Annotated in this window: 13 protein-coding genes; 12 read left to right on the top strand and 1 reads right to left on the bottom strand. The window is 63.8% G+C overall.

From position 1 onward, the window contains the following. Positions 1–61 precede the first annotated feature (61 nt). The 11 genes from CPA59_RS12580 (at position 62) to CPA59_RS12530 (ending at position 10,841) form a co-directional block, all read left to right on the top strand. Entirely contained in the window at positions 62–1,519 is a 1,458-nt protein-coding gene (locus CPA59_RS12580) for an NAD(P)-binding domain-containing protein (RefSeq protein WP_107759553.1), read from the top strand. Continuing rightward, positions 1,512–2,354, top strand: coding sequence for an alpha/beta fold hydrolase (locus CPA59_RS12575; RefSeq protein ID WP_107759551.1), 843 nt, complete (start codon positions 1,512–1,514; stop codon positions 2,352–2,354). The genes CPA59_RS12580 and CPA59_RS12575 overlap by 8 nt, the downstream gene beginning before the upstream one ends. Further along, positions 2,354–3,274 carry an ABC transporter permease gene (locus CPA59_RS12570; protein ID WP_107759549.1) on the top strand — a complete coding sequence of 307 codons (921 nt, stop codon included), beginning with the start codon at positions 2,354–2,356 and terminating at the stop codon, positions 3,272–3,274. The genes CPA59_RS12575 and CPA59_RS12570 overlap by 1 nt, the downstream gene beginning before the upstream one ends. Positions 3,275–3,286: 12 nt before the next feature. Next, the gene (locus tag CPA59_RS12565; RefSeq protein WP_107759547.1) at positions 3,287–4,144 is read left to right on the top strand and encodes an ABC transporter permease; all 858 of its coding nucleotides are present in this window, start codon (positions 3,287–3,289) and stop codon (positions 4,142–4,144) included. Further along, positions 4,141–5,343 (top strand): Xaa-Pro peptidase family protein, encoded by a 1,203-nt coding sequence (locus CPA59_RS12560; protein ID WP_107759545.1) that lies wholly within the window; start codon positions 4,141–4,143, stop codon positions 5,341–5,343. Before CPA59_RS12565 ends, CPA59_RS12560 begins: the two co-directional genes overlap by 4 nt. A 4-nt stretch (positions 5,344–5,347) precedes the next feature. Then, a complete protein-coding gene (locus tag CPA59_RS12555; protein ID WP_107759543.1) occupies positions 5,348–6,352 on the top strand; it encodes an ABC transporter ATP-binding protein in 1,005 nt (334 codons plus the stop codon). Continuing rightward, positions 6,349–7,275: an ABC transporter ATP-binding protein gene (locus tag CPA59_RS12550; protein WP_038919251.1), complete on the top strand. Its 927-nt coding sequence runs from the start codon at positions 6,349–6,351 to the stop codon at positions 7,273–7,275. Before CPA59_RS12555 ends, CPA59_RS12550 begins: the two co-directional genes overlap by 4 nt. A gap of 57 nt (positions 7,276–7,332) precedes the next feature. Further along, positions 7,333–8,832, top strand: coding sequence for an ABC transporter substrate-binding protein (locus CPA59_RS12545; protein WP_107759541.1), 1,500 nt, complete (start codon positions 7,333–7,335; stop codon positions 8,830–8,832). Between the two features lie 116 nt (positions 8,833–8,948). Further along, complete coding sequence (locus tag CPA59_RS12540) at positions 8,949–9,449, top strand: CMD domain-containing protein (RefSeq protein ID WP_107759539.1); 501 nt, start codon at positions 8,949–8,951, stop codon at positions 9,447–9,449. After that, on the top strand, positions 9,446–10,051 hold the full coding sequence (locus CPA59_RS12535) for a peroxidase-related enzyme (protein ID WP_107759537.1): 606 nt from the start codon (positions 9,446–9,448) through the stop codon (positions 10,049–10,051). The genes CPA59_RS12540 and CPA59_RS12535 overlap by 4 nt, the downstream gene beginning before the upstream one ends. A gap of 1 nt (position 10,052) precedes the next feature. Further along, positions 10,053–10,841: a VOC family protein gene (locus tag CPA59_RS12530; protein ID WP_107759535.1), complete on the top strand. Its 789-nt coding sequence runs from the start codon at positions 10,053–10,055 to the stop codon at positions 10,839–10,841. Here the strand turns inward: CPA59_RS12530 and CPA59_RS22895 are convergent. Then, positions 10,838–10,987: a hypothetical protein gene (locus CPA59_RS22895; RefSeq protein WP_159077942.1), complete on the bottom strand. Its 150-nt coding sequence runs from the start codon at positions 10,985–10,987 to the stop codon at positions 10,838–10,840. The genes CPA59_RS12530 and CPA59_RS22895 overlap by 4 nt on opposite strands. A 313-nt stretch (positions 10,988–11,300) precedes the next feature. Here CPA59_RS22895 and CPA59_RS12525 point away from each other — a divergent pair, with 313 nt between their 5' ends. Further along, the gene (locus CPA59_RS12525) at positions 11,301–12,887 is read left to right on the top strand and encodes an ABC transporter substrate-binding protein (protein WP_038919245.1); all 1,587 of its coding nucleotides are present in this window, start codon (positions 11,301–11,303) and stop codon (positions 12,885–12,887) included. Positions 12,888–12,890 lie beyond the last annotated feature (3 nt).

The following is a 12,890-nucleotide window of genomic DNA, read 5'->3' as shown; positions in this document are numbered from 1 at the left end:
GAAAAAAACATATTAAGCGGATGTCCGTCCGCTGGCATGACCGAACACAGGAGCAGGATTCATGGCGTCACAACAAGAGGGCGGGCTGCCCGCGCTGGAAGCCCGATTGAAAGAGGAACTGCAATGGCTGGAATTGCCCGCCCGGTCCTGGGTGCCGCCGCGACAGACGGAGGATGGGCAACCGGTGCTGGATGTGGCGATTCTGGGGGCTGGCATGTGCGGATTGGCCGCCGCTGCGGCGTTGCGGCTGGCGGGGGTGGATAATGTGCGCTGCTTTGACCGGGCGCCCGCCGGGCGTGAAGGACCGTGGAAAACCTACGCGCGCATGGAAACGCTGCGATCGCCGAAGCAGTTGACCGGCCCGGCGCTGGGGTTGGCGTCGCTGACGTTTCGCGCCTGGTATCAGGCGCAGTTCGGCGCCGACGCCTGGGCGGAGCTGGATAAGATCCCCCGCACCCAGTGGATGGATTATCTGGTCTGGTACCGGCGGGCGTTGGATTTGCCGGTGCAGAACGACACCGAGATCACCCGTATTTTGCCGGGCGTGGACGGGCTGCTGGCGCTGGAAACCCGCCATCTGACCACCGGCGAGGTGCGGCGCCGCTACGCACGCCGGGTGGTGGTGGCGAGCGGGCGTGACGGGCTGGGCGGGCCGTATGTGCCGGCCATCGCCGATACGCTGGATCGGCGCTACTGGGCGCACACCTCCGACGACATCGACTTTGACGCCCTGCGCGGTAAACGTGTGGCGGTGATCGGTGCGGGCGCGTCGGCGATGGACAATGCCGCCGAAGCGTTGGAGCGTGGGGCAGGCGAAGCGCATCTGTTTTTCCGACGGCAGGATATTCCGCGCATCAACAAATTTACCGGCATTTCCAGTCAGGGGGTGGTGCAGGGGTTTCTGGGGCTCAGCGACGACTGGAAGTGGCAATTTCTGCACACCACGTTGGCGGCCCAGACGCCGCCGCCGCGGGATTCCACCCTGCGGGTGTCGCGCCATGCCAACGCCTTTTTCCATGCCGGCAGCCCGGTCGAGGCGTTGAGCGCGACGGATGGCGCGGTGCGCCTGACCACGCCCAAAGGCGACTGGTCGGTTGATTTCGTGATTTTCGCCACCGGTTTTCAGGTGGATTTGCCGCAGCGTAGCGAACTGGCGTACTTCGTTCCGGCCATCAAACAGTGGCGCGATGTGTTTACGCCCGCGGCGGGTCTGGAAAACGCGGAGCTGGCGGCGGCGCCCTATCTGGGGCCGGCGTTCGAATTTCAGACCAAAACGCCGGAACAAAGCCCGCTGCTGGCGCGGATCCACTGTTTCAATTACCCCTCGACCCTTACCCACGGCAAGCTGTCCGGCGATATTCCGGCGGTGAGCGACGGCGCTCGCCGGCTGACGCAGGGCATCATCCGCAGCCTGTTCGTGGAGGATCGTGAACAACACTACGCCGACCTGCTGGCGTTTGAGACGCCGGAGTTGCTGGGCGACGAATGGCGCGACGTCGACGAGGTGCGGCATGGCTGAAATTGTCGTCAACGGCGCCTCGCTGGTGTACGCGCAGGCGGGAGAATCACATCCGCAAGCCGTCATTATCCTGCATGGCGGCCGCGGCATCGGCGATCACCGCGGTGACTTTCAGGCGTTTCTGCCGCTGGCGGATCGCTACCATCTCATTGCCTACGATCAGCGCGGCTGCGGGCGGTCGAGCCTGACGCCGCCGTTTACCTTCGACCAGTTGGTGGACGATCTGGACGCGGTGCGCCGACAGCTGGCCGGCGACAAGCCGGTTATCGTGCTCGGCGGTTCCTTCGGCGGGATGATCGCCCTGAGCTACGCGCTGAAATATCCGCAGGGGCTGTCGCATCTGATTCTGCGCGGCACCGCCCCCAGCCATCACCACGAGGCGCAAGCCGTCGCCAACTTCAAAGCGCGGTTGCACAAGGCGCCCAGCGCGTCGCTGGCTATGATCGACAAACTGTTTTCCGACCGCGTGACGGATGACGTCGAACTGCGCCTGATCTGGCTGGCGTTGCAGCCGCTGTATTACGAGCAGTTTGACGCCGACGCCGCGCTGGAGCGCACTCGCACGCTGTCGCTGCACGCCGCAACCCACAACGCATTGTTCGCCGACAAAGCCTATGACCTGCGGCACCGTCTGGCGGATATTCAGACGCCGACGCTGGTGGTGGTGGGCGGCGAAGACTGGATCTGCCCGCCGGAGCAATCCCGGCTGATCGCCGAAGGCATTCCGGGGGCGCGCTATCTGGAGATCGCCGGCGCCAACCATCCGGTGCATATCGAGCAGAACGCCCGCGTTCTGGCTGCGATCCGCGCCTTCCTGTCGCCGCAGGAGGTGTGATGGCGCGCTTTATTCTGGTTCGCCTATCGGAAGCGCTGATCGCCGTCTGGGGCGTGGTGACGCTGGTGTTTTTCGTCACCCGCGTACTGGGGGACCCCACCGTACTGCTGTTGCCGGTAGGGGCCGGGCAGGCGGAGCTGGACGCCATGCGGCATGCGTTGGGGCTGGACCGCCCCTTATACCAGCAGTACGCCCATACGCTGTGGGCCATGCTGCACGGGGATTTCGGCATCTCTTTTCAGTACATGCAGCCGGCGTTTGACGTGGTGCTGCGGCATATGCCCGCCACCGTGACGCTGGCGCTGACGGCGCTGCTGTTCGGGGTGCTGCTGGGCGCGGCGGCGGGCGCGGTCGCCGCCCTGATGCGCGGCACGTTGCTGGAGCTGTTGGTGATGGTGGCGGCGCTGCTGGGGCAGGCGACGCCGGTATTCTGGCTGGGCGTGATGCTGATCCTGCTGTTTGCGGTGCAATTGGGCTGGCTTCCCACCGGCGGCGCGGGCGGCGTGCGCCATGTGGTGCTACCTGCCGCCACGCTGGCGGTCTTCGTCACCGCCTCCATCGCTCGTCTGCTGCGCTCTTCCATGCTTGATGCCCTGCGGGAGGACTATGTGCGCACCGCCCGCGCTAAAGGGCTGTTGCCGCATACGGTGTTTTTCTGGCACGTGGCGCGCAATGCGCTGATCCCGGTGGTCACCATGGTGGGCATTATCGCCGGCGAGCTGCTGGGCGGTTCGGTGGTGACGGAAACGGTGTTTGCCTGGCCCGGGGTCGGACGGCTGATCGTGCAGGCGATTCAGGTGCACGATTTCCCGGTGATCCAGGCCGGCGTGGTGGTGGTCGCCGTGCTGTTCATCGTCATCAATGTGATGGTGGACATGCTGTACGGCGTGCTTGATCCGCGCATTTCCCGACGTCGTTAAGGAGGCGAAGCGATGAAAAGCTTGGTTGTAGCGCTGGGCCGCCACCGCGGCGGTCTGTTTGGTCTGGCGATGATCCTGTTGCTGTTGGCGGCGGCGCTGGCGGCGCCCTGGCTCGGATTGCCGTCGCCCACCCAGTCGAGCCTGCTGCTGCGTATGCAGCCGCCGAGCTGGAGCGGGCTGCTGGCGCCGGGAGCGCATCCATTTGGCACCGATGAGCTGGGGCGCGACGTGCTGTCGCGGCTGCTGTTCGGCAGCCGCGTCACGCTGATGGTGGCGCTGAGCGCGGTTCTGCTGGGCGGCGTCGTCGGCGTGCTGCTGGGCATGCTGGCCGGGTATCACGGCGGGCTAATCGACCGCGTGCTGATGCGACTGGTGGATATTCAACTGGCGTTGCCGCTGATGCTGCTGGCGCTGCTGGTGGTGGCTGCGCTGGGGCCGTCGCTGCAGAACCTGGTGTTGGTGCTGGCGTTGACCAGTTGGATCCGCTTTGCCCGCATTATCCGCGGGCAGACGCTGTCGCTGCGCGAACGGGAGTTCATCCTGTCGGCGCAGGCCATCGGCGCGAGCGGCTGGCGCATTCTGCTGCGCCATATTCTGCCCAATGTGCTGACGCCCGCGCTGGTGGTGGCGACGCTGGAACTGGCGCGCATCATCATCATGGATGCGGCGCTGTCGTTTCTCGGGCTGGGGGTTCAACCGCCCGCCCCAAGCTGGGGGCGGATGCTGGCGGACGGGCGGGTTTATCTGTCCAGCGCCTGGTGGATCGTCACCTTTCCCGGCCTGAGCATTCTGCTCACGGTTTTGAGCGTCAACCTGCTGGGCGATGGGTTGCGCGACTATTTTGACCCGACATTGAGGAACCAACGATGAATTCACCGCTTCATACTTCTGCCGCGTCGCGGCTTCCGGCCCGTATCGAGCGCGTTCGCCGGGCGATGACGGCGCAAGGCGTCGATGTCATGGTGTGCTTCAAGCCGGAGCACAGTTTCTACCTCAGCGGGTTTAACCCGATTATCTATTCCCACCCGGTGATCGCTATTGTCGCCGCCGGGCACGACCCGATCATGCTGGTACACGCGCTGCGCGACGATCACGGGCGCGGCAGCGCCTGGGTGGGCGATGTGCGACTGTATGGCGCCTGGTCGAACAAGGTGACGCTGGGCGCCGACTGGCAGACGGCGTTGGCGGCGATTCTGGGCGATCTCGGTCTGGCGGATAAAACCGTCGGCATCGAAGAGGATTTTCTGTCGTTGCGGCGGGTTCATGAACTGCGGCAGACGCTGCCGCAGGCGAGTTTTACCGACATTTCGGCGCTGCTGGAACATGCCCGCCTGGTCAAGGACGAGGATGAAATCGCCCATGCCCGCATCGCGGCGCGTCTGGCCGACCGGGGGATGGACGCGGCGATTGCGGCGGTCGCCGCCGGCGGCAACGAACGGGAAATCAGCCTGGCATCCACCGTCGCCATGCAACAGCTGTGGGCGCAGGATTATCCGCAGGTGGAAGTGTGCGACTTCGGCTCGCTGGAAGGCGGCGTCCAGAGCGGACTGGCGACCTGGGCGCTGGCGGGGGAACGGCTGTTTTTCAACTGCGACAACCCGACTACGCGTCGGCCGCAGCGTGGCGAAACCGTCGGCATATTTATCTGGAGCATCGCCAACGGCATCCATGCGGAAAACGAGCGCATGGTAGCGCTCGGTCCGCTGGCGGACCCGCAACGGCGGCTGCTGGACACCATTTTGACGATTCGCAGCGAGGTGGATGCGCTGATCCGCCCCGGCACGCCCTATCGGGAGCTGTTTCTGGCGGTGAAATCCCGGCTGACGGCGCAGGGGTACGGCGATTACATTCCCGGCCGCATCGGCCACGGCATCGGGTTGGGCGCGCATGAACACGCCTCGCTGGATCCGCGATCGTCGCTGGTACTGGAGCCGGGCATGCTGATCACCTTTGAACCGAACCTGCGGGTGCCGGGCGTCGGGGGCACCCAGATTTCCGATACCGTCCTGATTACCGACGGGGGGCGCGAATACCTGACGCGCACCGCCGGCGGTTACCTTGAGGTGTAACGCCGTGGCCTTGCTGGAAGTCAAAAATCTGAGTGTGGTGTTTGACGGCGCCGCCGGGCCGGTGCGGGCGGTAAACGATCTTTCCTATACGCTGACGGCCGGCGAAACGCTGGGGATCGTCGGTGAGTCCGGCTCCGGTAAAAGCGTACACGCGTTGGCGATGGTCGGGCTGCTGGCGTCGGCGGGACGGGTGACCGGCGGTGAAGTCTGGTTCGACGGACGCGACCTGCTGCGGCTTTCGCGGCGAGAGCGGCGCGCGGTATGGGGCCGGGAGATCGGTTTTGTGTTTCAGGACCCGATGACCTCGCTCAATCCGGTACTGACCATTGAGCGTCAGGTGGCGGAGCCGTTGCGGCGCCATCTGGGATTGTCGGCGCGCGCGGCGCGGGAGCAGGTGGTCGAGCTGCTGGATCGGGTGGGGATCGCCAATCCGCGTCAGCGGTTGAGCCAGTACCCGCACGAGTTTTCCGGCGGTATGCGCCAGCGGGTAATGATCGCCATCGGCATCGCCTGCCGTCCGAAGCTATTGATCGCCGACGAAGCCACCACCGCGCTGGATGTCACCGTCCAGGCGCAGATTCTGGCGCTGGTGCGCGACCTGAAACGTCAGATCGGCACCACCGTCATCTGGATTACCCACGACATGGGCGTGGTGGCCGGGCTGGCGGATACCGTACAGGTGATGTACGGCGGCCGCATCATGGAACGCGGCCCGGTGGAGGCCATTTTCGACGCGCCGCGCAGCGCCTATACCTGGGGGCTGCTGAAATCGCTGCCGACCACCGCCCGGCGCGGCGGCGGACGGTTGTATCAGATCCCCGGCAATCCGCCGGACCCGGCCCGGCTGCCGCCGGGCGATCCGTTCGCGCCCCGCAATCCGTTCGCCACCGAGCGCTGCTTGCGCGAGGTGCCGCCGCTGCGGCAGGTCGCCGACGGTGCGCCCGGCCATCAGGTGGCGGCCTGGTACGATTTGCCCGCGCTGCTGGCGGCGCAGGGAGGGGCGGCATGACTCATGGGAACCTCAACCCGTCGCCGCTGCTGCGCGTCGAGCGGTTACAGAAAACCTACCGCCCGGCGGCGGGCTGGCTCCATGCCGGCGAGACGCCGCACAAGGCGGTGGACGACCTCAGCTTCGATATTTGGCCGGGGGAAACGCTGGGGCTGGTGGGGGAGTCCGGTTCGGGTAAAAGCACCACCGGGCGTCTGGTGCTGCAACTGGAACGGCCCGACAGCGGCGAGATTCTCTTTGACGGCCAGCGCCTGAACGGGCTCTCGCCGCGGCAGCTCAAGCCCTATCGGCGCGATATGCAGGTCATTTTTCAGGATCCCTATTCCGCGCTCAACCCGCGTATGACCGTCGGCGACGTCGTGGCGGAGCCGCTGGTGGTGCACCGGCTGGAAACCGGCGCGCAGGCGCGGCGCGAACGGGTGGCGGAGCTGTTCCGGCAGGTGGGGCTATCGCCGGATTTCATGCGGCGGTATCCGCACGAGTTTTCCGGTGGCCAGCGTCAGCGGGTCTGCATTGCCCGGGCGATTGCGTTGCACCCGCGCTTTATCGTTGCCGACGAGCCCATTACCGCGCTGGATGTGTCGATTCAGGCACAGATCGTCAACCTGTTTCAGGATTTGCAGGAGCAGTTGGGCCTGACCTACCTGTTCATCGCACACGATCTGGCGATGGTGCGCTACCTGTGTCACCGGGTAGCGGTCATGCTGCGCGGGCGAATCGTGGAGATGGGGCCGACGGAAGCCCTGTTTTCGCACCCGCGCCACCCTTATACCCAGGCGCTGCTGTCCGCCATTCCGGTGCCCGATCCGCGTATTGAGCGGCAACGGCAGCCGCTGAGCGTGGATATCGCCGCCTGCCTGCCGGCTACGCCGATGCAATGGCGGGAAGTGGCGCCGCAGCACTTTGTTCTACAACCACAATGACCTACAGCCACCATGACCTACAACCACAATAAATCATTTTTCAACCAGGGGAGTTGCATGAAGAGAACCGTAATACCGTCCGGGGCGGCCGTCGCCATCGCCGCGGCGTTGATGTTTTCCGCCGTCGCCGGGGCGCAGACCGCCCGTATCGCGCTCGGCACCACCGTCAATACGCTGGACCCGCACATGACCGCGTCTGTGGGTACTGACCTGAGCGTACTCAGCCATATTTATCCGGCGCTGGTGCTACGCGGGCCGGATCTGAAACTGCAACCGGAGCTGGCGACGTCGTGGCAGGCGGTGAACGATACTACCTGGCGCTTCACGTTGCGTTCGGGGGCGAAATTCGCCGACGGCGAACCGCTGGACGCACAAGCGGTAAAGTGGAATCTGGATCGGGTGCGCGACCCGAAGGTCAACGCCCGCATCAAAGCCTGGTTTACGCAGGTTTCTGACGTCAAAGTGATTTCCCCCACCGAGCTGGAGGTGGTCACCGCGTCGCCTTATCCCGGTTTTGTCGATCAGATCTCCATGTTCCTGCTGTTGCCGCCGAAGTGGGCCGACAGCCATAACCCGGCGACGGAAACCCTGTCCGGCGGCCGCTATGTGCTGACGGAAAATGTGCCGGGAGATCACCTGACGCTGAAGGCCAACCCGGACTTTTTCGGCGCCAAGCCAGCGTTCGATACCGTCGAGTTTCGTATTATTCCGGAGTCGGCCAGCCGCATCGCCGCGTTGCTGGCCGGCGAGGTGTCGCTGATTACCGGCATCCCGACGGCGGAGCTGGCGCGCATCAACCAGAGCGGCAAAGCGGAGGCCGGCTCGGTGCCGTCGATGCGCAGCGTGATGATCAAGTTCAATACCGAGCAGGCGCCGCTGGATAACAAGACGGTGCGGCAGGCGCTCAACTACGCGGTGGACAAAAACGCGATTTCCCAGGTGCTGTTCGACGGTCAGGCGCCGGTATCCCAGTGTCAGGTGCTGACGCCGTCCTATTTCGGTTACAACCCGGCTCTCAAGGCGTATGACTACAACCCGGACAAGGCGCGCCAACTGCTGAAGCAGTCCGGTGCCGACCTGTCCCGGAGTATTACGCTGGACGTGCCTTCCGGCACCTACCTGCAGGGCAATGAAGTCGCGCAGGTGGTGGCGGCGCAGTTGGGCGAGGTCGGGCTGAAGGTGAACATCAATCAGCTTGAGTTCAGCAGCTACATGAACAAATACCTGAAAACCCGCGAACTGGCCCCGACGTCGCTGCTGGCGCAGGCCTGGCCGACGCTGGACGCCGATGGCCTGCTGACGCTATTTGCGCCGGGCAACAACTATGCGTACTGGAACCACGCCGGATTCGGTCAGGCGCTGGCGGACGGGCGCGCGGGCATCGACCCGGCGAAGCGGCTGGCGGCCTACCGCCAGGCGACGGAAATCATGTGCGATGAAGCGCCGGTGATCTTCCTGTATGCCCAGCCAGCCACCTACGGCGTGGCGAAAAACGTCCACTGGGCTAAACGCGGCGATGACTGGGTGCGCGCTTTTGACCTGACGCCGGCGCAATAAAACATCGAAAAAAGACATCGAAAACATCGTGCCGACCCGGCCGGTATCCATGCGGCACGCGATTGCCGTGCCGTAGCGAGAAAGGCCACCCGATTGGCTGATAACAGGAAGGAAGCATGAATAACCACAATCAGGATGCGGTGGACCGTCTCGCCGGTCTGGACCCGCAGGGCGAGCTGTCTGCTCTGCGTCGGCGGCGCCCGGAGTGGGTCGTCGGCATTGCCGACTGCCGCCAAAGCGTGCTGACGCCCGCCGACGAACGGCAACTGCCCGCCGCACTGCGGGTCGCACTGGCGATGCGTATGGCGATGCGGCTGGAACATCCGGCGTTGACGGCGGAGTATCAGCGCCGGCTGACGCGTCTGGATACTGAAGCCCGCTGGCAGCGCGTCGCGCAAGGAGAAGATGTCGCCGCGCCGTCGTGGCTGGCGGCGGTGATCGCGCACTGCGATAAAGTGACGTTGTCACCTGAGCGGTGCCGGCAGGATGACCTGCGCCGGCTCGAACGGGCCGGCCTGACGCCGCCGCAGGTGGTGGCGCTATCGGAACTGATTGCGTTTGTGAATTTTGAGGTTCGGGTGATTGCCGGGCTGGCGCTGCTGGAGACGCTGGCATGACGGCAACGGTAAAAATGCGGATTCATCCGCTGACCTGGCATCCCTATATTGAACCGGTCGCGCTGGAAACGGCGTCGGAAGAGCAGCGAGCGGCGATGCAGGTGACGCCGTCCAACACCCGGATATCGCCGTATGTGCGCACGCTGGCGCACGACCCGCAATCCTATGTGGCGCGTACCCGGCTGTTCAACGCCATTATGTACGACGCAGGCGGGCTGACGCGGGAACTGCGCGAACTGGGGGCGCTGCTCGCTTCCGTGGTCAACGGTTGCGCCTACTGCGGGTCGGTTCACGCGCGTCGCTATCTTGAACTGTCCGGCCGCCATGATGTGGTCCGCTTGATCTACACCCGTGGACTGGACGCCCGGTTTGACCCCAGGACCCAGGCGGTGGTGGATTTTTGCCGCGCCCTGTCGCAGTCGCCGGCGACGGTCACCGCCGTGCAGGTACAGGCGTTGCGAGGCGCGGGCTTCAGCCGCGAGGAAATACTGGATTTGATCCACGCCGCGGCGATTTTCGGCTGGGCCAATCGATTGATGCATACGTTGGGGCATGCGGAGAAAACCGCGTCTCCACGGGGTTCAGTCACTACCGGGAGCTGATATGCGACTCTTTCTCGATCACCTTGTCTTGAACGCTCACTACGATACCGATGGCGCCGCCGCGCTGTTCCGGCAACTGGGCTTTACGCTGACGCCCAAAGGCCATCATTCGCTGGGGTCGGTGAACCATCTGGTGCTGTTGGGCGACAGTTATCTGGAACTGCTCGGCCTGCCGGCCGAGCAAACGTCGCCGCGTCAGGAATTGCTGGCGGGGCCGCGCGGGTTGGATGGGGTGGTGTTCCGAAGCCGGGATATCGCCGCCAGCGCCGCCGCGCTGCAGGCGGCGGGGTTGGCGACGCAGCCGGTACGCCATTTCTCGCGCCCGGTGACGCTTAACGGCGAATCCCATCCGGCGCGCTTTAGCACCGTGCATCTGGCGGCCGAGCGGTTTACGGAAGGCCGGGTCTATTTCTGTCAACACCATACGCCGGAGTTGGTGTGGCGCGACGAGTGGCGGCGCCACGCCAACGGCGTAACGCATCTGAGCCGACTGGTGGGGGTGGCGGCGGCGCCGGACGGCGCGACGCAGCGCTTTCAGGCGCTGGGCGAACTGGATGCGGCATTCGCGCTGGAATTTGTGACGGCGACGGCGTTTGGCGAACGCTATGCCCGGTTGCTGCCGCCCGGCGGCGGGCGAACCAGCCAGTTTGCGGTACTGCGGCTGCATGGCGGCGATCGTCCGGCGATAGCCCGGCAGGCCGAACAGCTTTCGTTGCCCTGTCACGTTGAGCCGCAGCGGCTGCTGGTCGCCTTACCCGCATTCAATACGCTGTTGGAGTTTGTGGATTAACCGGCGTTTGCCGTCAGCAGCACGTCGCCTTGGGCGGTATCGGCGTCATTCCGCTGATTCAGCAACGCGTCGGCGCCGTCGTCCCATTTTATGGCGCTGTCCGCGCTATATCCTGTACTTTCACCCGCCATTATCCGTTTTTCCACATTACTTATCCAAAATTAAACGTTCGTTTCAAACAAGCGTTGGGTTAGTTTTTCCGCAGTTCGGATTCCCGCGATGCAATCGCAATCCCAACGAAATAACCAACAGGATTCGGTACATGCACACTCGCCTTTCCCCGCATAGCCACGCCGCCGGCCGCTGGTCGCAGCGATGTTGATCTGTAACGAGCGTGATTGACCGCCGTGGGCCCGGCGCGTTTCGGATACCGGCCGTACACGGGAGCATGTCCGGTCATCATGCTCCCGCGACACGAATAATGACTGGGCATCACTCATTTCACTCAGGGATAACGCAATGAAACATAAATCGCTTTTTGCAGCATTGCTGGTGGCTGCATCGCTGTTTGGCGCGATGAGCCAGGCAGCGGAGACGACGCCCAAACGCGGCGGTACGCTGAATTTTCTGGTCGAGCCGGAACCACCGGTGTTAACGTCGCTGGTGAACAGCGGCGGATCGGTGATCAAGGTCAACGCCAAGGTGATCGAAGGGTTGCTGAACTACGACTTCAACATGAAGCCGATTCCACAACTGGCGACCAGCTGGTCGGTGAGCCCGGACGGCAAACAGTACACTTTCCACTTGCGTCAGGGCGTGAAATGGCACGACGGCAAGGATTTCACCTCCGCCGACGTGGCGTTCTCCATTCTGACGGTCAAGAAATACAATTCCCGCGGGCAGGGCACTTTTGCCAATGTCACCGAGGTGAAAACGCCGGATCCCTATACCGCCATTGTGGAGCTGTCGCAGCCCGCGCCTTACCTGATCAGCGCGTTTTCCGCCAACGAAGCGCCGATCGTCCCCAAACATCTGTATGACGGCACCGATATTCGCACCAACCCTTACAACACGGCGCCGGTAGGCACCGGACCGTTTATCTTCAAAGAGTGGGTACGCGGCAGCCATATCGTGTACGAGCGCAACCCCAACTACTGGGATCAGCCGAAACCATACGTCGATCGCCTGGTGGTGAAATTCATCCCTGACGCCGCCACTCGCCTGATTGCCTTCGAAACCGGCGCGCTGGATCTGGGCAGCGAGTCGCCGGTGCCGCTCAATGAACTGGATCGCGTCAAGAAAAACCCCAGGCTGGCGATTGAAACCGGTGGTTACGGCTACGGCCCGACGCAGACCCGCATTGAGTTCAATCTGGACAATCAGTACCTGAAAAACCTGAAAGTGCGACAGGCTATCGCCCACAGCATCAACCGCGACGTGCTGCGCAACGTGGTGTGGTACGGCTACGCCGTCAATTCGCCGACGCCGATTACCCCGGAGCTGGCGCAGTTCCACGACAACGCGCCGTCGCCGTATCCGTTCGACCTGAAAAAAGCCGAACAGCTGCTGGATGAGGCCGGTTTTCCGCGTCAGGCCGACGGCATCCGTTTTCGTCTGGTGCATGACTACATGCCGTACGGCGATGGCTTCAAGCGGGTGGCGGAATACCTGAAATCCGCGCTGGCCAAAGTGGGGATCGAGGTCACCATCCGTTCGCAGGATTTCGCCACCTACGTCAAACGGGTGTACACCGATCGGGATTTCGAATTCACCAACCACTCCATCTCCAACCTGTTTGATCCGACGGTGGGCGTGCAGCGTCTGTACTGGTCGAAAGCCTTTAAACCGGGCGTTGCGTTCGGCAACGGTTCGCATTACGCCAACCCGGAAGTGGATCGACTGCTGGAACAGGCGGCGGTGGAAACCGACCCGGCCAAACGCGTGGAGGCGTTTCGCGCCTTCCAGCGCATCGTGGCGCAGGAACTGCCGGACATCAACCTGCTGCAGCTTAAACGCCTGACCATCTATAACACGCGTGTTCATAACCCACTGACGGATATCCAGGGCGCCAACGGCAGCCTGGCGGAAATCTGGTTGGATCAATAACCC

The sequence above is a fragment of the Dickeya sp. Secpp 1600 genome (genome assembly GCF_003049805.1).
GTDB classification, from domain to species: domain Bacteria; phylum Pseudomonadota; class Gammaproteobacteria; order Enterobacterales; family Enterobacteriaceae; genus Dickeya; species Dickeya fangzhongdai.
The sequence above is the reverse complement of the archived record's forward strand: the minus strand, read 5'-3'. Positions and strand labels throughout refer to the sequence as shown.

What these genes read in the sequence shown, in the direction of transcription:
- CPA59_RS12545 (WP_107759541.1), top strand. Translation starts at nt 7,333, where the DNA reads ATGAAGAGAACCGTAATACCGTCCGGGGCGGCCGTCGCCATCGCCGCG.
- CPA59_RS12540 (WP_107759539.1), top strand. Translation starts at nt 8,949, where the DNA reads ATGAATAACCACAATCAGGATGCGGTGGACCGTCTCGCCGGTCTGGAC.
- CPA59_RS12530 (WP_107759535.1), top strand. Translation starts at nt 10,053, where the DNA reads ATGCGACTCTTTCTCGATCACCTTGTCTTGAACGCTCACTACGATACC.
- CPA59_RS12535 (WP_107759537.1), top strand. Translation starts at nt 9,446, where the DNA reads ATGACGGCAACGGTAAAAATGCGGATTCATCCGCTGACCTGGCATCCC.
- CPA59_RS12565 (WP_107759547.1), top strand. Translation starts at nt 3,287, where the DNA reads ATGAAAAGCTTGGTTGTAGCGCTGGGCCGCCACCGCGGCGGTCTGTTT.
- CPA59_RS12580 (WP_107759553.1), top strand. Translation starts at nt 62, where the DNA reads ATGGCGTCACAACAAGAGGGCGGGCTGCCCGCGCTGGAAGCCCGATTG.
- CPA59_RS12525 (WP_038919245.1), top strand. Translation starts at nt 11,301, where the DNA reads ATGAAACATAAATCGCTTTTTGCAGCATTGCTGGTGGCTGCATCGCTG.
- CPA59_RS12570 (WP_107759549.1), top strand. Translation starts at nt 2,354, where the DNA reads ATGGCGCGCTTTATTCTGGTTCGCCTATCGGAAGCGCTGATCGCCGTC.
- CPA59_RS12560 (WP_107759545.1), top strand. Translation starts at nt 4,141, where the DNA reads ATGAATTCACCGCTTCATACTTCTGCCGCGTCGCGGCTTCCGGCCCGT.
- CPA59_RS12550 (WP_038919251.1), top strand. Translation starts at nt 6,349, where the DNA reads ATGACTCATGGGAACCTCAACCCGTCGCCGCTGCTGCGCGTCGAGCGG.
- CPA59_RS12575 (WP_107759551.1), top strand. Translation starts at nt 1,512, where the DNA reads ATGGCTGAAATTGTCGTCAACGGCGCCTCGCTGGTGTACGCGCAGGCG.